The 18,333-nt window shown below is 70.5% G+C and carries 19 protein-coding genes; 13 read left to right on the forward strand and 6 right to left on the reverse strand.

Annotation, left to right across the window (positions count from 1 at the left end; all coding sequences use genetic code 11):
- Positions 1-143: 143 nt before the first annotated feature.
- From EKE94_RS07600 to glmM, 4 genes are all read left to right on the forward strand, one after another.
- On the forward strand, positions 144-893 hold the full coding sequence (locus EKE94_RS07600) for a cell wall hydrolase (RefSeq protein ID WP_235855930.1): 750 nt from the start codon (positions 144-146) through the stop codon (positions 891-893).
- Positions 894-1,304: 411 nt separating this feature from the next.
- Positions 1,305-2,225, forward strand: a complete 921-nt coding sequence (locus tag EKE94_RS07605) for a dihydroneopterin aldolase (protein WP_127905987.1) — start codon at positions 1,305-1,307, stop codon at positions 2,223-2,225.
- 14 nt (positions 2,226-2,239) lie between these two features.
- Positions 2,240-3,256 (forward strand): dihydropteroate synthase, encoded by a 1,017-nt coding sequence (folP, locus tag EKE94_RS07610; protein WP_407940886.1) that lies wholly within the window; start codon positions 2,240-2,242, stop codon positions 3,254-3,256.
- Positions 3,253-4,608, forward strand: coding sequence for a phosphoglucosamine mutase (gene glmM, locus EKE94_RS07615; protein ID WP_127905989.1), 1,356 nt, complete (start codon positions 3,253-3,255; stop codon positions 4,606-4,608). Before folP ends, glmM begins: the two co-directional genes overlap by 4 nt.
- Positions 4,609-5,090: 482 nt before the next feature.
- Here the strand turns inward: glmM and EKE94_RS07620 are convergent, their stop codons facing one another.
- From EKE94_RS07620 to ccmI, 3 genes are all read right to left on the reverse strand, one after another.
- The gene (locus tag EKE94_RS07620) at positions 5,091-5,315 is read right to left on the reverse strand and encodes a DUF1289 domain-containing protein (protein WP_235855959.1); all 225 of its coding nucleotides are present in this window, start codon (positions 5,313-5,315) and stop codon (positions 5,091-5,093) included.
- A 122-nt stretch (positions 5,316-5,437) separates the two neighbouring features.
- Complete coding sequence (gene ruvX / locus EKE94_RS07625; RefSeq protein WP_127905991.1) at positions 5,438-5,914, reverse strand: Holliday junction resolvase RuvX; 477 nt, start codon at positions 5,912-5,914, stop codon at positions 5,438-5,440.
- Positions 5,911-7,413, reverse strand: a complete 1,503-nt coding sequence (gene ccmI, locus EKE94_RS07630; RefSeq protein WP_235855931.1) for a c-type cytochrome biogenesis protein CcmI — start codon at positions 7,411-7,413, stop codon at positions 5,911-5,913. The genes ruvX and ccmI overlap by 4 nt, the downstream gene beginning before the upstream one ends.
- A gap of 208 nt (positions 7,414-7,621) precedes the next feature.
- On the opposite strand from ccmI, the gene EKE94_RS07635 reads away from it, so the two are divergent.
- From EKE94_RS07635 to EKE94_RS07660, 7 genes are all read left to right on the forward strand, one after another.
- A complete protein-coding gene (locus EKE94_RS07635) occupies positions 7,622-8,866 on the forward strand; it encodes a sarcosine oxidase subunit beta family protein (protein ID WP_127905992.1) in 1,245 nt (414 codons plus the stop codon).
- Positions 8,867-8,996: 130 nt separating this feature from the next.
- Positions 8,997-9,173: a hypothetical protein gene (locus tag EKE94_RS18635; RefSeq protein WP_164870856.1), complete on the forward strand. Its 177-nt coding sequence runs from the start codon at positions 8,997-8,999 to the stop codon at positions 9,171-9,173.
- A 168-nt stretch (positions 9,174-9,341) separates the two neighbouring features.
- On the forward strand, positions 9,342-9,713 hold the full coding sequence (locus EKE94_RS07640) for a hypothetical protein (protein ID WP_127905993.1): 372 nt from the start codon (positions 9,342-9,344) through the stop codon (positions 9,711-9,713).
- A 312-nt stretch (positions 9,714-10,025) separates the two neighbouring features.
- Positions 10,026-10,343, forward strand: coding sequence for a sarcosine oxidase subunit delta (locus EKE94_RS07645; protein ID WP_127905994.1), 318 nt, complete (start codon positions 10,026-10,028; stop codon positions 10,341-10,343).
- The gene (locus tag EKE94_RS07650) at positions 10,340-13,345 is read left to right on the forward strand and encodes a sarcosine oxidase subunit alpha family protein (RefSeq protein ID WP_127905995.1); all 3,006 of its coding nucleotides are present in this window, start codon (positions 10,340-10,342) and stop codon (positions 13,343-13,345) included. The genes EKE94_RS07645 and EKE94_RS07650 overlap by 4 nt, the downstream gene beginning before the upstream one ends.
- A complete protein-coding gene (locus EKE94_RS07655; protein ID WP_127905996.1) occupies positions 13,338-13,967 on the forward strand; it encodes a sarcosine oxidase subunit gamma in 630 nt (209 codons plus the stop codon). Before EKE94_RS07650 ends, EKE94_RS07655 begins: the two co-directional genes overlap by 8 nt.
- Before the next feature lie 415 nt (positions 13,968-14,382).
- A complete protein-coding gene (locus EKE94_RS07660; RefSeq protein WP_127905997.1) occupies positions 14,383-14,982 on the forward strand; it encodes a superoxide dismutase in 600 nt (199 codons plus the stop codon).
- A 182-nt stretch (positions 14,983-15,164) separates the two neighbouring features.
- Here the strand turns inward: EKE94_RS07660 and EKE94_RS07665 are convergent, their stop codons facing one another.
- Both EKE94_RS07665 and EKE94_RS07670 read right to left on the reverse strand, forming a co-directional pair.
- Entirely contained in the window at positions 15,165-15,359 is a 195-nt protein-coding gene (locus tag EKE94_RS07665) for a hypothetical protein (RefSeq protein ID WP_127905998.1), read from the reverse strand.
- Between the two features lie 403 nt (positions 15,360-15,762).
- Positions 15,763-16,383 carry a DedA family protein gene (locus EKE94_RS07670; protein ID WP_127905999.1) on the reverse strand — a complete coding sequence of 207 codons (621 nt, stop codon included), beginning with the start codon at positions 16,381-16,383 and terminating at the stop codon, positions 15,763-15,765.
- Positions 16,384-16,683: 300 nt separating this feature from the next.
- Here EKE94_RS07670 and EKE94_RS07675 point away from each other — a divergent pair, with 300 nt between their 5' ends.
- Positions 16,684-16,929 carry a hypothetical protein gene (locus EKE94_RS07675; protein WP_127906000.1) on the forward strand — a complete coding sequence of 82 codons (246 nt, stop codon included), beginning with the start codon at positions 16,684-16,686 and terminating at the stop codon, positions 16,927-16,929.
- A gap of 1 nt (position 16,930) precedes the next feature.
- Positions 16,931-17,374, forward strand: coding sequence for a host attachment family protein (locus EKE94_RS07680; RefSeq protein ID WP_127906001.1), 444 nt, complete (start codon positions 16,931-16,933; stop codon positions 17,372-17,374).
- A gap of 309 nt (positions 17,375-17,683) precedes the next feature.
- On the opposite strand, the gene EKE94_RS07685 is transcribed toward EKE94_RS07680, so the two are convergent.
- Positions 17,684-18,244 carry an LOG family protein gene (locus EKE94_RS07685; RefSeq protein ID WP_127906002.1) on the reverse strand — a complete coding sequence of 187 codons (561 nt, stop codon included), beginning with the start codon at positions 18,242-18,244 and terminating at the stop codon, positions 17,684-17,686.
- Positions 18,245-18,333: the final 89 nt, after the last annotated feature.

The following is an 18,333-nucleotide window of genomic DNA, read 5'->3' on the forward strand; positions in this document are numbered from 1 at the left end:
AGTCACCCTGCGACAGGTTGACCGGTTTTACCTTGGAACCCGCTTTGTCACATAACCGGCTGCACGACTGGCCCGGGCCGGTCACGCGACCGCTATCGCGTGGCGGGCCCGACGGGGGCCTTTGGGAAGACTGAGGAACGACCATGAACCGACCGATCTCGATCGGCGCGGCGATGCGCTGCGCTGTCCTGACAGCGGCTGTGGCCTGCACGGCGGGGGCGCCGCGCCCGGCTGCCGCCGACGTTGTGATCAGCACGTCGAACAATCCGGCCATGCCGCTGGCCGACGACTTTGCCGCCGCGCAGAAGGCGGAAAAGCCTGATGCCGGGGACATCGACCCGGTGCTGGCGGCGCTGCTGGGTCCGGAGGCGCCGGAGGTCCGGATGAAGCGCAACGGCGATCTGGTCCGGTTGATCGGCCCCCGTGGCGCCCCGCCCATGCCCGAGGTGCCCGAGATCGACTATACCGTCGCCTTCGTCGCCGACCTGCCCGAGGCTTCGGGCGGCGAGGACTGGCAGTGCCTGACCGAGGCGCTCTATTTCGAGGCACGCGGCGAAACCGTGCGCGGCGTCGCCGCGGTGGCCGAGGTGATTCTCAACCGCGTAGAAAGCTCCCGGTTCCCGGGGTCGGTCTGTGCCGTGGTCCGGCAGGGCACGGGCAAGAAATATCAGTGCCAGTTCAGCTATACCTGTGACGGCCACGACGAGGCCGTGCACGAACGCGCCGCCTGGACCCGCGTGGGCAAGATCGCCAAGCTGATGCTGGACGGCGCGCCGCGCGATCTGACCGAGGGCGCGACCTACTACCACACCGCTGCCGTGCGCCCCGGCTGGGCCGGCCGCTTTGCGCTGACCGCGACGATCGGGGCGCACCTGTTCTACAGCAACGGATAACCCGCGTCGCCGCCCGGCTCCGGTACCCCGGGGGGCGCCTGCGGCCCTTCATGTACTGGAGGTGCAGGGACGGTGGCGGGGTTCCCCTCCGTCTGCGTTGCAGGCCGAGATGTATACATGGGGGTGGTGTTTCAGGCAGCTCAAGCCGCGATCCGGCCGGTCCGCAGACCGCGAAAAGCGGCCTCCGTGTCCTGCGCCGCGCCGCCGGTCCAGCCCTGCCCGCCCGGGGCCTCGCGCCGGCCCCTGGGCGCCGCTTTCGTAGCCGACATCCAGCCGCCCACGGGCCCCACCGGCCCGCTTCCGCGCGGCCATGCGTCGCGCAGGTCGGGGGCGGCGGGGCGGCTCTGCCTCTGTGCAAGGGCGTTTGCGTCCTGTAGGAGGTCTGCGTCGCGACGGGGAGGATGCCGCACTATGATCGACGAGACGAAGCTCGCCTTCGCGCATCCCGAGGATCGCGCCCAGGCCACGGCGCCGAACGCACGCGACCGAATTTCGCTGCGCGACCACGTGGTCGAGGTCGAGATCGGCGCCTTCCAGCCCGAGCGGGGCACCACCCAGCGCGTGCGCTTCAACGTGGTGGTCGAGGTGCGCCCCAGCGACGCGTTCGAGACCGACGATGTCGACAAGATCCTGTCTTACGACACCCTGACCGATGCCATCGCCGCCGAACTGGCCGCCGAGCGTCTGAACCTGCTTGAGACCCTGGCCGAGAGGGTGGCGCTGCGGATCCTGGACGAGCCCGCCGCGCTGCGCTGCTTCGTGCGGATCGAAAAGCTTGACCGCGGGCCCGGCGCGCTGGGGGTCGAGATCATGCGCGAGGCGGCCGACGAACGTCCCCCCGCCTCGGACCGCGACGCGCCGCATCCGCGCGTCGTCTACCTGTCGAACGACGCCGTCGCCTCGGACCAACTGCCGGGGTGGCTGGATGCGCTCGAGGCCGACGGCACGCCGACGATCCTCTGCGTCGGGCCCGCCGACATGGCGCGGCCTGTGTCGGGGGCAAAGCCCGCGCAGCGGCGGATCGACCTCTTGGCGATCGAGCAGAACGCCTGGGTGCTGGCCGGGCGCGATCCGCGCTGCCTGGTGGTGTCGACCCGGACCGAACTGGACTGGGCGATGCGTCATGGCCGGATCACGGTCTGGGCGCCGTCCAAGATCGTCCTCGACGCGGTCGAGGCGCCGCCGGCGGGGCCCGTCGCGTCGGTGCGTCTGGCGCAGTGGTTCGCCGAGACGATGCACGCGGTGGAGATCGTGCTGGCGGGTGCGGCCCCCGATGGTGGCGCGGACCTGCCCCTGCGCCGGGTCGACGCCGCGGCCGCGACGCTTCTGTGAGCGTATCGTCCCCCTTGCGCGCCCTGCGCCCGATCCCCCGGCTTGGCCTGCCGCGCGGAACCGGAGGGCTTCCTCTCGCGGGCAGTGCGACGGTGTGGTTCGATATGGTCGAATATCTTGCGCGGGGGGAGGCGCCCCGGACCCTGCCGCTTGACGCGCTGACCGACGAGGAACGCGCGCGCCTGTCGGCGCCGCGTCCCCGCTGGGCCGGGTTGGGGCTAGACCGGCCCCGGATCATGGGGATCCTCAACGTCACGCCCGACAGCTTTTCCGACGGCGGCGCCTTTGACGGGGCCGATCGGGCGCAGGCGCATGCCCGCGTGATGCAGGCGGACGGGGCCGCGATGCTCGACATCGGCGGGGAAAGCACGCGCCCGGGCGCGGTGACCGTGCCGGTGGAGGACGAGATCGCGCGCACCGCGCCGGTGATCGCCGCCCTGCGCGCGGCCGGGGTGGCTCTGCCGATCTCGATCGACACCCGCAAGGCGCCGGTGGCCGAGGCCGCGCTTGCCGCGGGCGCGACGGCGGTCAACGACGTGTCGGCCATGCACTACGACCCGGCGATGGCCGAGGTCGTCGCGGCCCGCGCCGCCCCGGTCGTGCTGATGCACACGCAGGGCGGGCCCGAGACGATGCAGGACGATCCGCGCTACGACGACGTGCTGCTGGACGTACACGACCACCTGGCCGCGCAGGTCGCCGCGGCCGAGGTGGCGGGCATACCGCGCGACCGCATCATGGTCGATCCGGGGGTCGGCTTCGGCAAGACGGTGGCGCACAACCTCGCGCTGCTGGCACGGCTCAGCCTGTTCCACAACCTGGGCTGCGCGGTTTTGCTGGGCGCCTCGCGCAAGGGGTTCGTCGGGCGGATCGGCGGGGCGGCGGAGCCCCGCGCACGAATGCCCGGTTCGGTCGCGGTCGCGCTTGCCGGCGCGGCGCAGGGCGTGCATATGCTGCGCGTTCATGATGTGGCAGAGACGGTCCAGGCGCTCGCGCTCTGGCAGGCGGTAACGACAGGAGAAGCCCCATGACCCGCAAGTTTTTCGGAACCGACGGCGTCCGCGGACGCGCCAACACGTCGCCGATGACGGCCGAGATGGCGCTGCGGCTCGGGGCCGCGGCCGGACGGTACTTCCGCAAGGAGGGCGGCACCTCGCACCGCGTGGTGATCGGCAAGGACACCCGACGGTCGGGCTACATGTTCGAAACCGCGATGACCGCGGGCTTTACCAGCGTCGGCATGAACGTTTTCCTGCTGGGCCCGGTGCCGACGCCCGCGGTGGGTCTTCTGACCACCAGCCTGCGCGCCGACGTGGGCGTGATGATCTCGGCCAGCCACAATCCGCATTACGACAACGGGATCAAGTTCTTCGGGCCCGAGGGCTTCAAGCTGTCGGACGAGGCCGAGGCCGAGATCGAGGCGCTGCTCGAGGCCGGGACCGTGCCCGCGCAGCCCGAGAATATCGGCCGCGCCAAGCGAATCGACGACGGTCGTTTCCGCTATGGCGAGCGGGTCAAGGCCACCCTGCCGCCGGGCACCCGGCTGGATGGCATGCGGGTGGTGATCGACTGCGCCAACGGCGCCGCCCACCGCGTCGCGCCCGAGGTCCTGTGGGAGCTTGGCGCCGAGGTCATTCCGCTGGGGACCGAACCCGATGGCTTTAACATCAACGCCGGCTGCGGCTCGACCGATGTCGAGCGTGCGGCGACGCTGGTGCGCGAACGGCGGGCCGACGTCGGCATTTGCCTCGATGGCGATGCCGACCGGGTGATGATCCTCGACGAGAACGGCGAGGTTGCCGACGGCGACCAGATCATGGCGCTCTTCGCGCTGCGGCTGGCCGAAGAGGGGCGCCTGGCGGGCAACACGCTGGTCGCGACGGTGATGTCGAACCTCGGGCTCGAACGGCACCTGTCGGCGCGCGGCATCGGCCTGCACCGTACCGCCGTGGGCGACCGCTACGTGGTCGAGGCGATGCGCGCGGGCGGCTACAACCTGGGTGGCGAGCAGTCCGGCCACATCGTGATGACCGACCATGCCACCACCGGCGACGGCCTGATCGCCGGGTTGCGCTTTCTCAGCGAGATGGTGCGCACCGGCCGCCCCGCCAGCATGCTGCGCCAGCAGTTCCAGACGGTGCCGCAAAAGCTGCGTAACGTGCGGTTCATGGCGGGCTCGACCCCGCTTGAGGCGAAACCGGTGAAAGAGGCGATCCGCGCGGCCGAAGAGCGTCTGGGAAATGGCGGGCGGATCCTGATCCGCAAGTCCGGGACCGAACCGCTGATCCGCGTGATGGCCGAATGCGGCGACACGGCGATCCTGTCCGAGGTCGTCGACAGCATCGTCGACGAAATCGCCGCCGCCGCGGGCGCCGAGGCCTGACTCCTTCCCCGCGACGCCGGGTCACACCCGCGTCGCAACCTCGCGCAGGCAAGGGCGCCGCGCCGGACGGATGGTCCGACAGGGCAGGCGAGACGGGTCTGCCCCGAGGTGCCCCGGGTCGTTTGCCGGTGCGGTGACGCGTGGTGACGGCCATCGACGCCGCGGTGTCTTGCCAATCTTCCCGATCATCCCGTGCGCCCGGGCCGTCGGATGTGCGCGGGCGGGCGATGGTGTCGGCGTCCCGACACTGCCGCGGAGGACGGCCAGCCCCCGATCCGGACCTCGACGTCCCGGGGGCGCCATCGGCTGCGTCTTCGATCGCAAGGCGGCCGGAAGGCGGCTTATCACCTTCCTCGTGATTATGCCGAAGATGGGACCTTATGCGCCGCCTGGGCGCCGCCACGCGCGGTCATGCCCAAAGACGGGGCGGCAGGCTTGTCCGCAGAGGCCTGCGACCTGCCGCAACAATACCGGGCCGGACGTCAATCACCGTTGCGCGACAGGCGTCCGGCGCGGCCGCCGCGGCGGCGTTTCAGCAGCGCGCCTCGGTCGGGCAGGGCGGCCAGGACCGCGCGCCGTTCGTCGTTGCTCATCCCGGGCCAGGCGGCGATTTCTTCGAGGCTTCGCAGGCAACCGGTGCAGATCCGCGCCTCGGAATGCACCACGCAGATCTTGATGCAGGGCGAGGGGACGGGCTCTTCGGGCACGAACTCGGCCGGTGCGCCGGTGTCCGGCTGCGCCTCAAGGCTCGGGCCGTCGTCTTCGCCGGACTGCCAGCTCCAGGTGTCCGGCATGTCGGGAGGGCTCCATGGGGGCGAGCCCGCGGGTGTCATGACGCCCGCCGCAGATGGCCCAGCCGATCCAGAACGCCCTGCAGGATATAGCCTGCTGCGACATGGTCGATCACCTCGCCACGCCGGGCGCGCGAGGTGTCGGCCTCGAGCAGGGCGCGTTCTGCGGCGACGGTCGACAGGCGTTCGTCCCAGAACCCGATCGGCATCTCGATCAGCCGCGACAGGTTGCGGGCAAAGGCGCGGGTGGACTGGCAGCGCGCGCCTTCGCTGCCATCCATGTTGCGCGGCAGGCCGAGGATCAGACCGGCGATGTCGCGGGCCGCGATCATCGCCAACAGCTTTTCGGCATCGGCGGTGAACTTGGTGCGGCGAATCGTTTCCAGCGGGGTGGCGATGGACAAGACGCCGTCGGACACCGCGACGCCGATGGTCTTTGTCCCGAGGTCGAGCCCCATGATTGCCCGGCGCGGCAACAGCGCGGCGGCGAAATCCGTGATGTCTTCGTGGATCATTCCGGCTCTCCTGCGTCGGCGGCGGCGTTTGCGTCGGGCGCGGCGTCCTGTACACGCGCCCCGAAGAGGGCCGGCGCCTTCTGGGTGCCCGGATCGGCGCGGGCCGGCCTGTCCGAATCCGACGCCCGGTCGCTCGTTTCTGCCGCCTCGCCGGCGGTCGCGCTCCCGCCCGAGGGCGCCGGGGCCCCGGCGACACCCGCGCGTTCGGCGGCAGACCGCAGCGCGGCCAGTGCGGCGGGGTCGGCGGCAAAGACGCCCTGCGCCTCGTCCCACACCGCGCGGGCCGAGACGGTTTCGCCCAGGACGCCGTAGGCCGCGATCAGGCGCGCCCAGTCCGTGGCCGGGCCGCCGTCTTCGGCCAGCCGCGCGGCGAGGCCCGAGACCATGCCGCGGATCATCTCGTCCCGCTCTTCGCCCGTCAGGTCCTGTGCGGCGTTGATATCGGCCATCGAGGGGCCCCCGGCGGCCGGGTCCGGCGCGATGTAGTCGACCCCGGCAAGTCGCGCCAGCGGGCCGATGCGTGCACGGATCGGCGCGATCCATGGCGCATCTTCGGGTCCCGCCTCCAGAAGCCCGCGCCAGAGGCGGAAGGCCAGGTCGGGGCGCCCGGTCTGCGCGTGCATCAGTCCGAGGTAATAGAGTGCGCGCGCCTCGCCCGGGTCCAGCCGCAGGGCTTGCGTGACGGCGGCCTCGGCCTCGGGTGTGACGACGCCGCCCGCGGCATAGACAAGGTAGTCGGCCAGCGCGGCGTAGTCCCCCGCGGTCACATCCTCGGCCCGCAGGTCGATCACGTGGCGCTGGGCCTCGATGGCAGCGGTCATGTTGCCCAGGGCCGCTTCGTTCCGGGCCAGCAGCATGGTGCCCTGCAGGTCGTCGGGGCGGTCCTTCAGGGTGGCGCGCAGCTTGGTCATGAGGTCGAGGAACGCCGGATCGGGCGCGGGCGCTTCCGGGCTGGGCAGGGCGGAGGCCTGCGCCTCGGCCTCGGCCTGGGTCGGACGCGCCTCGCGGGCCGCGGCGGCGCGGTCGTAGCGCAGGGCGAGCGGCTGGTCGCCGTAGCCCGGCCGCCCCAGAACCCCGTAAAGCGCCAGCGTGCCGCCCAGGACGACACAGACCACCGCCGCTGCGGCGACACGGGTCAACCAGCGCGGGGCGCGGGCGTCGGGCGTCCGCGTCGCGGCGGCGCGGTCGGCGTCCAGCAGGCGGCGCGACACCTCGATCCGCGTGCGCTCGGCCTCGGCCTCGGTCAGAACGCCGCGGGCGCGGTCACGGTCGATTTCGGCCAGCTGGTCGCGGTAGATGCGCAGGTCCGACGCGGCGGATCCCTGTTCCGGTGCGGGCGGAGGGGCGGCCCCCGGCGTCGGCGCGCCCTCGTCGCGCCCGCGGCTGCCGGGGTCGCCGCCGCCGGGGTCGCCGTCGCCGTCGGCCCCACGCAGCAACGCCGCCAGAAGCAGCGCCGCCGCAACCGCCGCAAGTCCTGCCGCCGTGATCCAGAACACCATGCGCGCCTCTTCCTGCGGCCCCCGGGGCCGCGCCAAAACCTGCCCGTTACCTAACCCCTGCGCCGCGTGGGCAAAAGCCCGGGAGGCGGGGCGGGGCAAGCTGTCGCAAGGCGATGTCGCATTCACCCCGCGGGATGACGCAGAAGGGCCACCCCCCGGGCCCCCTCTTTCGTCAAAAGGAAGGAACGTCCAGCCACGGGATTCGCCGATGCAACGCTATTCAGTCTTCGCCCTCGCGCGGCGGGCTTTCGACGACCACACCTCATGGGGCCGCGCCTGGCGCGATGCCACGCCCAAGCGCAGCTACGACACCGTCATCATCGGCGCGGGGGGGCATGGCCTGGCCACCGCCTACTGGCTGGGCAAGCGGTTCGGCATCACCAACGTCGCGGTGATCGAAAAGGGCTGGCTGGGCGGCGGCAACACCGGCCGCAACACCACGATCATCCGCTCGAACTACCTGCAGGATCCCTCGGCCGCGATGTACGAGAAATCCCGCGCGCTCTACGAAACGATGAGCCAGGACCTGAACTTCAACGTGATGTTCAGCCCCCGCGGCGTGATGATGCTGGCCCAGACCGAACACGAGGTCCGAGGCTACCAGCGTACCGCCGAGGCCAACGCGCTGCAGGGCGTGTCGACCGAGTTCATCGGGCCCAACCGGGTCAAGGAGTTGTGCCCGATCATCGAGACGAAGGGCCCGCGCTATCCGGTCCTGGGCGCGCTCTGGCAACCCCGGGGCGGCACCGCGCGCCACGATGCGGTGGCCTGGGGCTACGCGCGGGCGTGCTCGGACATGGGGATGGACATCATCCAGCGGTGCGAGGTCACGGGCGTGCGCAGCGAAGGCGGCCGCGTCACCGGCATCGACACCACGCGCGGGCAGATCGACTGCAAGCAGCTGGCGATGGTGGTCGCGGGGTCGTCGAGCGTTCTGGCCGACATGGCCGGCTTCCGCCTGCCGATCGAATCCGTGCCGTTGCAGGCGCTGGTCAGCGAACCGATCAAGCCCTGCATGGACGTCGTGGTGATGGCCAACACCGTGCACGGCTACATGAGCCAGTCCGACAAGGGCGAGATGGTGATCGGCGGCGGTACCGACGGCTATAACGGCTACACCCAGCGCGGGTCCTTCCACCACATCGAAGAGACGGTGCGCGCGCTGGTCGAAACCTTCCCGATGATCTCGCGGCTCAAGATGCTGCGGCAGTGGGGCGGGATCGTCGACATGACCGGCGACCGCTCGCCCATCATCTCGAAGGCCCCGATCGAGGGCATCTTCCTCAACTGCGGCTGGGGCACCGGCGGGTTCAAGGCGATCCCCGGCTCGGGCTGGGCGATGGCCGAGCTGATGGCCAAGGGCACCTCGCCGCTCGCCGAGCCCTTCTCGCTCTCGCGTTTCCAGGAAGGCCGGTTCATCGACGAAAGCGTCGCCGCCGGGGTGGCGCATTGATCCGGGGCGTCATGGCGTGGGGTTCCGGCCACAGGGCGGCGCCGTCCCGCCTGCCGGGTGCGGCGGGATGGAACGCCCGCGCGCCGGGCAGTGTTGCCCCCGTGCCTGATAAAACGAGGGGAGTGGGCTTATGCTGCGTAACATCATCATCGCGATCATCGCGATCATCGTCATTCTGGTTGTCTTGGTCTTCTGGGGCGTCATCGAACTGGGCGGAGAAGTCGCCGAGAGCGTCGCGGACGAACCGGCGGTCACCGCCGATGACGGCGTTGCCGTCGACGACGACGCCGTCGAAGTGGACGACTGACACGACAGGGGCGCGGTCCGTCCGCGCCCCGTTTCCCCCGGCCGCCGCGGTGCGCGGGGACGGGTCCCGCAAGGCTCAGGCGGAATTCCGCCATGATGCCGAGGGGCGGGAACACGACGATCTCCGGACGGTTGAGCGGTCAAACCTGACCCTATCGGAGAGACTGACATGGCGACACCGCCGGATCCGCACCGCAACACCCACACCGAAATCCGCGAAACCCGTACCGAGCGCGGGTCGTCATCGACCATGGCGTTCATCATCGGCGGCCTCGTGGTCGCCGTCGCCATCATCGCATGGCTCTTCTTCGCCGGCGGTGACGTGGATACCGCCGGTGGCACCGCGAGCGATGCCGGTGGAGACGTCAGCGTCACCGTCGACGGCGCCGAAAGCAGCGCCGAGGGCGCGGCCGAAGCTGTGGACGACACTGCGGGCAACGACACTGCGGGCGACGACACGGCGGGCGACGCCGCCGGGACCACCGGCGATGCTGCTGGTGGCGCCTCGGCCGATGCCGAAGCGGACGCCGTGGTCGACTGATCCGCGTCCCACCGCGCGGCTCTGCGCGGCCGCGACGATTCTTTGCCCTGCGGGGCCGGCGCCGATGGCGTCCGGCCCCGCAGTCACGTCCGGCCCCGCAGTCACGTCTGGCCCCGCCGTGCCCGCCGCCGCCGCCCCACGCTCGAGGCATGCGGCTGCCCGGATCGCAGGTGGCCGGGCGCCGCACCGGCAGGCCCCCCGCCTTTTCGGGGCACGTAGGGCCGATGTTACCGGCCGCGGCCCCGGACTGCGCGGCGCGGTCGGCGTTCCGGCTTTCTCTTCTCCCTTCACCGTTTCGCCCGGAGGTTGCCCATGCTGCTGCTGAGATGTCCGTATTGCGGCGTTGACGCCGACGAAACCGAGCTGGCCCCCGGCGGCGAGGCGCACCTGACGCGCGAGGGGCCCAACAGCTCGGACGCGGCGTTCGAGGCCTATGTCTTCCTGCGCCGCAATCCGCGCGGCGTGCATTTCGAACGCTGGCGACATGCCTATGGCTGCGGCAAGTGGTTCCATGCCGCGCGCGATACGGCCACCAACCAGGTCTTCGGGACCTACACGGCACAATGCTCCGCCCCGCCGCAGGACCTGCTGGACCGGATCGCGGACGCGACCGGAGGAGAGCGCGCATGAGCTACCGTCTGGAGCAGGGCGGCCTGCGGATCGACCGCAGCCGCCGGATCGGGTTTTCCTTCGACGGCCGCGGCACCGAGGGCTTTGCCGGTGACACCCTTGCCTCGGCGCTTCTGGGCACGGGGCGGCGGGTCATGGGGCGGTCGTTCAAGTACCACCGCCCCCGCGGCCCGGTCACCTGCGGCGCGGATGAGCCCAACGCGCTGGTCAACCTCGGGCAGGGCGGCCGGGCCGAGCCGAACCAGCGCGCCACCGTCACCGAGCTGTTCGAGGGGCTGACCGCCACCTCGCAGAACCGCTGGCCCAGCCTTGCCTTCGACGTGGGCGCGATCAACGCGCGGCTGTCGCGGTTCCTGCCCGCGGGCTTTTATTACAAGACGTTCCTCTGGCCGCGGTCCTTCTGGAAGCACGTCTATGAGCCGGTAATCCGCGCTTCGGCCGGCCTGGGGCGTCCGCCCGAGGGCCCGGATGCCGACCGCTACGAACACCTGAACGTCCACGCCGACCTTCTGGTCGCGGGCGGCGGCGTCGCCGGGTTGCAGGCGGCACTGATGGCGGGCCGGGCGGGCGTTTCGGTCCTGCTGGTCGAAGAGACGGCCCATTGGGGCGGCCGCGCGGTGATCGATGCCGCGACCGACGGCGCCCGGATCGACGGCCAGCCTGTTGCCGACTGGGTCGCCGCCGCCGTGGCCGAGCTTGGGTCCATGGCGAATGTCACCATGCGCCTGCGCACCGTGGCCGCGGGGCTTTACGATCACGGCTTTGCCCTGGCGTGGGAGAGGGTCACCGACCACCGCCCGTGGGACGACGCCCCGCGTCACCGCCTGTGGCGGATCCGCGCGCGCCACGTCGTCACCGCCACCGGCGCGTTGGAGCGGCCCATCGCCTTCCCGGGCAACGACCTGCCCGGCGTCATGCTGGCGGGGGCGGTACGGGAATACCTGACGGGCTACGGCGTGGCCGTCGGGCGCGAGGTCGTGGTCGTCACCAACAACGATGACGCCTATCGCACCGCCCATGCGCTGAAGGCCGCGGGCGTGCGGGTGCCGGCCATCCTCGACGTCCGCTCGGGCGTGGCTTCGGGTGCGCCCGCCGCGGCGCGCGAGGCCGGGTTCCGGGTGCTCGAACGCTCGGCCATCGCCAAGGTCACGGGCGGCAGCAGCGTCGAGGCGGTCACCCTGACCAGCGGCGAGACGATCATCTGCGACGCGGTGGCGATGTCGGGTGGCTATTCCCCCGTCGTTCACCTGTGGTCGCACACCGGCGGCAAGCTTCTGTGGGACGAAACGCAGGCGCATTTCCGGCCCGACCCGGACCGCGCCCCGCTGGCCGCCGACGGCGGTGCCGCGGCGACCGCGGCAGGCGCCGCGACCGGCGGCCTGACCCTGGCCGAGACGCTGGCATCGGGCGGGCAGGCAGCGCAGGCGGCCCTGACGCGGCTGGGGCACGCCGAGGCCGACGCGGCGACCATCGCCACGGCCGAGCCCGAGGATGTGCTGCCGATGAAACCCGTCTGGATGATGCCGGCCGAGGCGACGGCGGCGCAGCGGCAGAAGATGTGGCTGGACTACCAGAACGACGTCAAGGTCTCGGACGTCCAGCTGGCGCAGCGCGAAGGCTACGAAAGCGTCGAGCATGCCAAGCGCTACACCACGCTGGGCATGGCGACAGATCAAGGGAAGCTTAGCAACATCAACGGCTTGGCGATCCTGGCTCAGGCAAAGGGTGAGGCGATCCCGCAGGTCGGCACCACGACCTTCCGCCCGCCTTACGTGCCGATCTCGATGGGGTCGATCGCGGGCGAGGCGCGGGGCGGGCTGTTCCAGCCGATCCGCCGCACGCCGATGCATGCGCTGCACGACGAGGCCGGCGCGGTGTGGGAGCCGGTGGGTCACTGGCGCCGCCCCTTCGCCTATCCGCAGAAGGGCGAGACGCGGGACGAGGCGGTGCAGCGCGAAATCGCGCAGGTGCGTGGCCGGGTGGCGATGCTCGACGCCTCGACCCTGGGCAAGATCGTGGTCAAGGGGCCGGACGCGGGCCGGTTCCTCGACATGATCTACACCAACATGATGTCGACACTGAAGGTGGGGCGCTGCCGCTACGGGCTGATCTGTTCTGAGAACGGGTTCCTGATCGATGACGGCGTGGTGGCGCGGCTGGGCGAGGACGAGTTCCTGTGCCACACCACCACCGGCGGGGCCGATCGCATCCATGGCCACATGGAGGAATGGCTGCAGACCGAATGGTGGGACTGGCAGGTCTACACCGCCAATGTCACCGAGCAATGGGCCCAGGTCGCCGTCGCCGGGCCGAAGGCGCGCGAGGTTCTGGAAAGCCTCGGCGGGCTCGACCTGGCGCGCGACACGCTGCCCTTCATGTCGTGGACCGAGGGCCGGCTGGGCGACATCCCCGCCCGCGTCTTCCGCATCTCCTTCTCGGGCGAGCTGTCCTACGAGATCGCGGTGCCGGCGTCGCGGGGGCCCGAGCTGTGGCGCGCGCTGCGCCGGGCCGGCAAGCCGCACGGAATCGTTCCCTACGGGACCGAGGCGATGCACATCCTGCGCGCCGAGAAGGGCTTTGTCATGATCGGCGACGAAACCGACGGCACCGTCATCCCGCAGGACCTGGGGCTGGACTGGGCGATTTCGAAGAAGAAGGACGACTATATCGGCAAGCGCGCGCAGATGCGCCCGCACATGGCCGATCCCGAAAGGTGGAAGCTCGTCGGCCTGGAAACGCTCGACGGGTCGGTCCTGTCGCACGCCGCGCTGGCGCTGGAGGACGGGCAGAACGCCCTGGGCCAGCGGCGCACGCAGGGGCGCGTGACCTCGACCTACCGCTCGCCGACTTTGAACCGCGGCATCGCCATGGGGTTGGTGCGGCACGGGCCCGACCGGATGGGCGAGGTGCTTGAGTTTTCGCGCGTGACCGGCGGCACGGTGCAGGTGCGCATCGTCGACCCGGTGCTCTACGACAAGGAGGGGAAGCGGCAAGATGTCTGAGTTTCTAAGCCGGCCCTACGAGGGCTTTGCCCGGGTGGAGCAATCCGCCCCCCGCGCGATGGTGTCGCTGCGCGGCGACCTGGGATCGCAGGCGATGGCCGCCGCGGTGTCCGAGGTCTCGGGCTGCGCGATCCCCGAGCCGCTGCGGCTGACGCAGGCGGCGCAGGATGACGATCGGGGCGGGGGCCAGACCTCAGGCCAGTCCGGGGCGCAACACGGGGGGCAGTACGGCGCCGCATGCCTGTGGATGTCGCCTGACGAGCTGTTGCTGCTGGGGCCGGCCGGGACCGGTCCGGAGCTGGCTGCACGTCTGACCGAGGCTCTGGCGGGCCAGCATCACCTGGCGGTCGACGTCTCGGAGGCGCGCGCGCTTTTCCGCGTATCGGGACCCGCCGCGCGCGAGGTGATGATGAAGATCACCCCGGCCGACGTGGCGCGGATGGGCCCGGGCGACGCCCGGCGCACCCGCCTGGCCCAGATCGCCGGCGCGCTCTGGATGGAGCGTGAGGCTGCGATCGAGGTCGCCTGCTTCCGGTCGGTCGGGGCCTACGTGGCCGAGCTTCTGACCACCGCCGCCCGCAGCGGCGGAGAGGTGGGCCTTTTGCACCCCGCCGCAACCTGACCCGGCGCCGGGGGGGCGGGCAACGCCCGCATCCGCCCCCCGGGCCGTGCCGTCCGCCCCGGACGTGCATTGCGAACCGTCCAACGCGACACCCGCGCTTCGGTCGACGGCCGATGCGGGGCCTGCGCGCGGGATGCCCCTGCGGACCGTCGCCACCGGCCCTTCGCCCCGGCGTTCGTGCCAAGGCCGTTCGCCGGGCGGCGGGCCCGCTCGACCCACGGGCGGCGGCCCTTGCCCACCCTGGCGCAGCGATCGGCAACGGCCCGCCGGTCGGCCGCTTCGGTGCCAAGCGGCAATCCGGCCGGGGAACAGCCGGCGGCCCGCCCTCGTTTCCCGCTCAGTCAATACCTTGACGCCGCCGCGAGGCGGGCACAGGTATCGTCCCGAATTGAAGCAAAATTGAAAGGACTGCGAAATGGCTTTCGAACTTCCCGATCTTCCCTATGCCCACGACGCTCTGGCCGACCTCGGCATGTCGAAAGAGACGCTCGAATATCACCACGACATCCACCACAAGGCCTATGTCGACAACGGCAACAAGGCGATCGCCGGGACCGAGTGGGAAAACAAGCCGGTCGAAGAGATCATCAAGGGCACCTACCAGTCCGGCGCCGTGGCCCAGAACGGCATCTTCAACAACGCCTCGCAGTACTGGAACCACAACCAGTTCTGGGAAATGATGGGCCCGGGCGAAAAGAAGATGCCCGGCGAGCTTGAAAAGGCGCTGACCGAGGCGTTCGGGTCGGTCGACAAGTTCAAGGAAGACTTCGCCGCGGCCGGCGGCGGCCAGTTCGGTTCGGGCTGGGCGTGGCTGGTGAAGGACACCGACGGCAGCCTGAAGATCACCAAGACCGAGAACGGCGTGAACCCGCTGTGCTTTGGCCAGACCGCTCTTCTGGGTTGCGACGTGTGGGAGCACTCCTACTACATCGATTTCCGCAACAAGCGCCCGGCCTACCTGCAGAACTTCCTCGACAAGCTGGTGAACTGGGAAAACGTCGCCAGCCGCATGTAATCGGCGCGGGTATAGGCGCTGGCGCGGGCTGCTCCCGCGCCGCGTCTGCCCGGATCGGGTTCCGTGCCCGGTATCATGGCCCGCCCCCGACGTCAGGGGGCGGGCCTTTTTGCGCGGTCATGTGCCGCGTCGGACAGGGGCAGCGGCCCCCGGGGCTGCGGGACGGCGCGGGGCGCCGGCGGTCAGCACGGTGGGCCGTGCCAGCGCCGCGGGGGCGGCTCGGTCGGCGGCAGGCCGATGTCGCGTCGCAGGTGATCGCTCAGCTCGTCGCGCAGCCGGGGCGTGGGCGCCTCGGCAGGCCGCGGGCGGCGATGCGGTTGCAGCAGGCTGGCGGCAAGGGCGCGCAGCACGCGCCATGTGCCGTGGGTGGTCAGCAAATGATCGATAACGGTCCGCGGCGGCGCGGCCGGCGGCAAAGGTCCTATGGGAATCATGTAAAATCGCCGGAAGGGATCCGGCCCTCGTCGTCGGAAAACAGGGGGCCACGCATTCCCATGGGGATCACGCCTGTCAGGGCGTGGCTCTGCGGATCATGCGTGGGTGGCTCGCATCAGCACCGGGCGGGGGCAGGTGTCGGCCCCGGCGGGTGCGGAAAGGATCAGTGGCGTCGGAGGCCGAACATGGCGTGCGACGGACCATAACCCGTGAGGGTGCGAATGATGACCATAAGGCGCCCTCCTGTGTTGCGAGCGGGGTTGGTGCCAGATCCGTAGCCGGGCGCGCGCCGCTGCGGCAAGCCCTTTCGGGGCCTGCCCTGTTTCGGCGCCCCCCTGTGGCGGATTAGTCGCGGTTGGTTTCCGCGGGAACGCGGCGGCGGTAGGTCGCGACGCGGTAGAGGTAAATGCCGACGAGAATCACCACAACGCCGGTCGACACCGGGTTCAGCCACGACGACACCCGGTCGTACTGGCTTTCCAGCAGGTAGCCCGCGATGGTCAGGAAGCTGGTCCAGACCACGGTGCCTACGGAGGTGTAGGCGAGGAACTTCCAGAACGGCATGTCGGCCACGCCCGCGGGCACCGAGATGAAGGTACGCACCGTGGGGATCAGGCGGCCGACCAGCACCGCCAGCCCGCCATGATTGCGGAACCACGCGTTCGACTGCTCGATCTCGTCCGGCGTGATGGTCAGCCAGCGGCCATGCCTGCGGGCCAGCCGCTTCAGCCGGTCGGTGCCCAGCTTCATGCCGATCCAGTACCACAGCACGGCGCCGGCCAGCGACCCCACCGTGCCCGCCACGATGGCCACGATCAGCGAACTATCCCCCGTGGCGGCGTTGAAGCCCGCAAGCGGCATGATCAGCTCCGACGGGATCGGCGGAAAGACGTTCTCGATGAACATCAGAAAGGCGATGCCGACCGCTCCGACGCTGTCGATAATCGAGGTGATCCAGTCGAACACGGCAAACCTCCTGCCTGATGCGGGTCACAAGTTCCGGCGCTTCTGCACGGTCGCGGGGGGGTGTGACAAGCCCAACCTTGTGGGACCCAAGCTTGTGGAGCCCGGCGTGCAAGCGCGGGTGTCCGGGGGCGGGCCCGTGGCGCCGGTCCTTGGGGCCACCCCGCCGGGCCTGTGCCGGGGCGGCGCCGGATCCAGCGCAGAAGGCTTCCGTGGCGAGAGGGCCGGGACCGGCGCCGTGGCAGGAACCGGCGCCCGGACGCGGGTGTTTCACAGGTGAAGCAGATGGATAGGAGAGATGAGATGGCAGATCGCATCCGATCTCAGGACCACAGCCGCGATACGGACAAGCTTCTTTCCGACGCCGATGCCCCCGAACAGGGCGGCCGGTCGGGCGGCGAGCTGGAGCGGCAGGTCGGCACCCGCGACGAGGCGAAGCGCGCAGAAAAGGGCGAACAGGCCGGGGCCACGCGTGTCACCAAGTCCGATGAAAAGGGGCAGGGCAACCTCGGCGGGCTGCACGGCACCGGAGACGAGGAGGGCTCCTGACATGAGCAAGATCACGACGGGCACCTATGTTCTGGTTGCCGACGGAGAAAAGGCGCTGTTCCTGCGCAATGACGGAGATGCCGAGGATCTGCATCTCGTCGTCGCCAGCAAGAAAGAGCAGGAGAACCCCGCGACCCATGATCAGGGCACGCACAAGCCCGGCCGGATGGGCGACACCGGCGTGGGCCAGCGTTCCGCGCTTGCAGATACCGACTGGCACCAGCTGGCCAAGGATCGGTTTGCCGATGACCTGGCCGACCTGCTCTACACCCGCGTCCATAAGGGCGAGATCGAGCGTCTGGTGATCGTCGCGGCCCCCGGCGTGCTGGGCGAGTTGCGCGACAAGCTGCACAAGGAGGTCGAGGCCTGCGTCGTCTCCGAGGTGCCAAAGACGCTGACCAACCATCCCGTGGACGAGATCGAGAAATCGGTCGCCGCAGCCTAGGGAACCGTAGTCGTCGAACGGACCAGTCGCGCCGCCCGAAGCCATTCGGGCGGCGCGCTGTGTTTCGGGTCCCTTGCCAGCGGTCGAGGTGAACCTCGGTGCAGACTGCCCGGGCTTGTCGCCGGTCTCGACCCTCTGCACACCCTCTCGGGGCCGAAGTCTTTGCCGTTGTTTTGCGGGCACCCCTTTGCGGGAAAACCGCCGAGAGGTGCCCATCGGCCCGATGAGGCAAGTATGGCCGTCAGGGCGGATACGGTGCCGCCCGACCCAAGGGGGGTCGCGGCGGCCGGATCCGCCTTGTGTCGGGCGTCAGGCGGCAAGCCGCTCTTTCAATCGGGCCATCAGGGTCTCGACATCCGGCGCGCTGTCGACGAACCCGGCGAGGGTGTCGTCGGCAAAGCCTTCGGAGATGGTGTGGTCCACCAGCGCGGTCAGCGGCGCCCAGTACCCTTCGGTATCCAGCAGGAAGATCGGCTTGGCATGCAGGCCCAGCTGCCGCCATGTCAGGACCTCGAAGAACTCGTCCAGCGTGCCCGCGCCGCCCGGCAGCACCACGATGGCGTCGGCGTTCATGAACATCACCTTCTTGCGCTCGTGCATCGTCTCGGTGACGACAAAGCGGGCGAGATCGCGCTTGCCGACCTCGCGGTCGACGAGGTGGCGCGGGATCACCCCGAAGGTGTCGGCGCCACCGGCCTGCGCGGCGCGTGCCACGCGGCCCATCAGCCCCACGTCCCCCGCGCCGTAGACCAGGCCCCAGCCCGCCTGCGCAAGCGCCGTGCCCAGCGTGTCGGCCGCGGTGGCATAGGCCGGGCGGGCGCCATCGCGCGAGCCGCAGTAGACGCAGATTCGGGGGGATGTCTCGGACATGGGAAGGGACCTTCTTTCCTGTTTTGACCCTGCCTAGCCCCATTGGTAAGGTCGCTCAAGCATCCGTGATGGGGCGGCGCGGGCCTGCG

Origin of the sequence: Mesobaculum littorinae, from assembly GCF_004011175.1 — a bacterium.
Taxonomy (GTDB): domain Bacteria; phylum Pseudomonadota; class Alphaproteobacteria; order Rhodobacterales; family Rhodobacteraceae; genus Tranquillimonas; species Tranquillimonas littorinae.

What these genes read in the sequence shown, in the direction of transcription:
- ruvX (WP_127905991.1), bottom strand. Translation starts at nt 5,914, where the DNA reads ATGATCCACGAAGACATCACGGATTTCGCCGCCGCGCTGTTGCCGCGC.
- EKE94_RS07635 (WP_127905992.1), top strand. Translation starts at nt 7,622, where the DNA reads ATGCAACGCTATTCAGTCTTCGCCCTCGCGCGGCGGGCTTTCGACGAC.
- EKE94_RS07675 (WP_127906000.1), top strand. Translation starts at nt 16,684, where the DNA reads ATGGCAGATCGCATCCGATCTCAGGACCACAGCCGCGATACGGACAAG.
- EKE94_RS07655 (WP_127905996.1), top strand. Translation starts at nt 13,338, where the DNA reads ATGTCTGAGTTTCTAAGCCGGCCCTACGAGGGCTTTGCCCGGGTGGAG.
- EKE94_RS07680 (WP_127906001.1), top strand. Translation starts at nt 16,931, where the DNA reads ATGAGCAAGATCACGACGGGCACCTATGTTCTGGTTGCCGACGGAGAA.
- EKE94_RS07650 (WP_127905995.1), top strand. Translation starts at nt 10,340, where the DNA reads ATGAGCTACCGTCTGGAGCAGGGCGGCCTGCGGATCGACCGCAGCCGC.
- EKE94_RS07640 (WP_127905993.1), top strand. Translation starts at nt 9,342, where the DNA reads ATGGCGACACCGCCGGATCCGCACCGCAACACCCACACCGAAATCCGC.
- EKE94_RS07600 (WP_235855930.1), top strand. Translation starts at nt 144, where the DNA reads ATGAACCGACCGATCTCGATCGGCGCGGCGATGCGCTGCGCTGTCCTG.
- EKE94_RS07685 (WP_127906002.1), bottom strand. Translation starts at nt 18,244, where the DNA reads ATGTCCGAGACATCCCCCCGAATCTGCGTCTACTGCGGCTCGCGCGAT.
- ccmI (WP_235855931.1), bottom strand. Translation starts at nt 7,413, where the DNA reads ATGGTGTTCTGGATCACGGCGGCAGGACTTGCGGCGGTTGCGGCGGCG.
- EKE94_RS07645 (WP_127905994.1), top strand. Translation starts at nt 10,026, where the DNA reads ATGCTGCTGCTGAGATGTCCGTATTGCGGCGTTGACGCCGACGAAACC.
- EKE94_RS07605 (WP_127905987.1), top strand. Translation starts at nt 1,305, where the DNA reads ATGATCGACGAGACGAAGCTCGCCTTCGCGCATCCCGAGGATCGCGCC.
- EKE94_RS18635 (WP_164870856.1), top strand. Translation starts at nt 8,997, where the DNA reads ATGCTGCGTAACATCATCATCGCGATCATCGCGATCATCGTCATTCTG.
- EKE94_RS07660 (WP_127905997.1), top strand. Translation starts at nt 14,383, where the DNA reads ATGGCTTTCGAACTTCCCGATCTTCCCTATGCCCACGACGCTCTGGCC.
- glmM (WP_127905989.1), top strand. Translation starts at nt 3,253, where the DNA reads ATGACCCGCAAGTTTTTCGGAACCGACGGCGTCCGCGGACGCGCCAAC.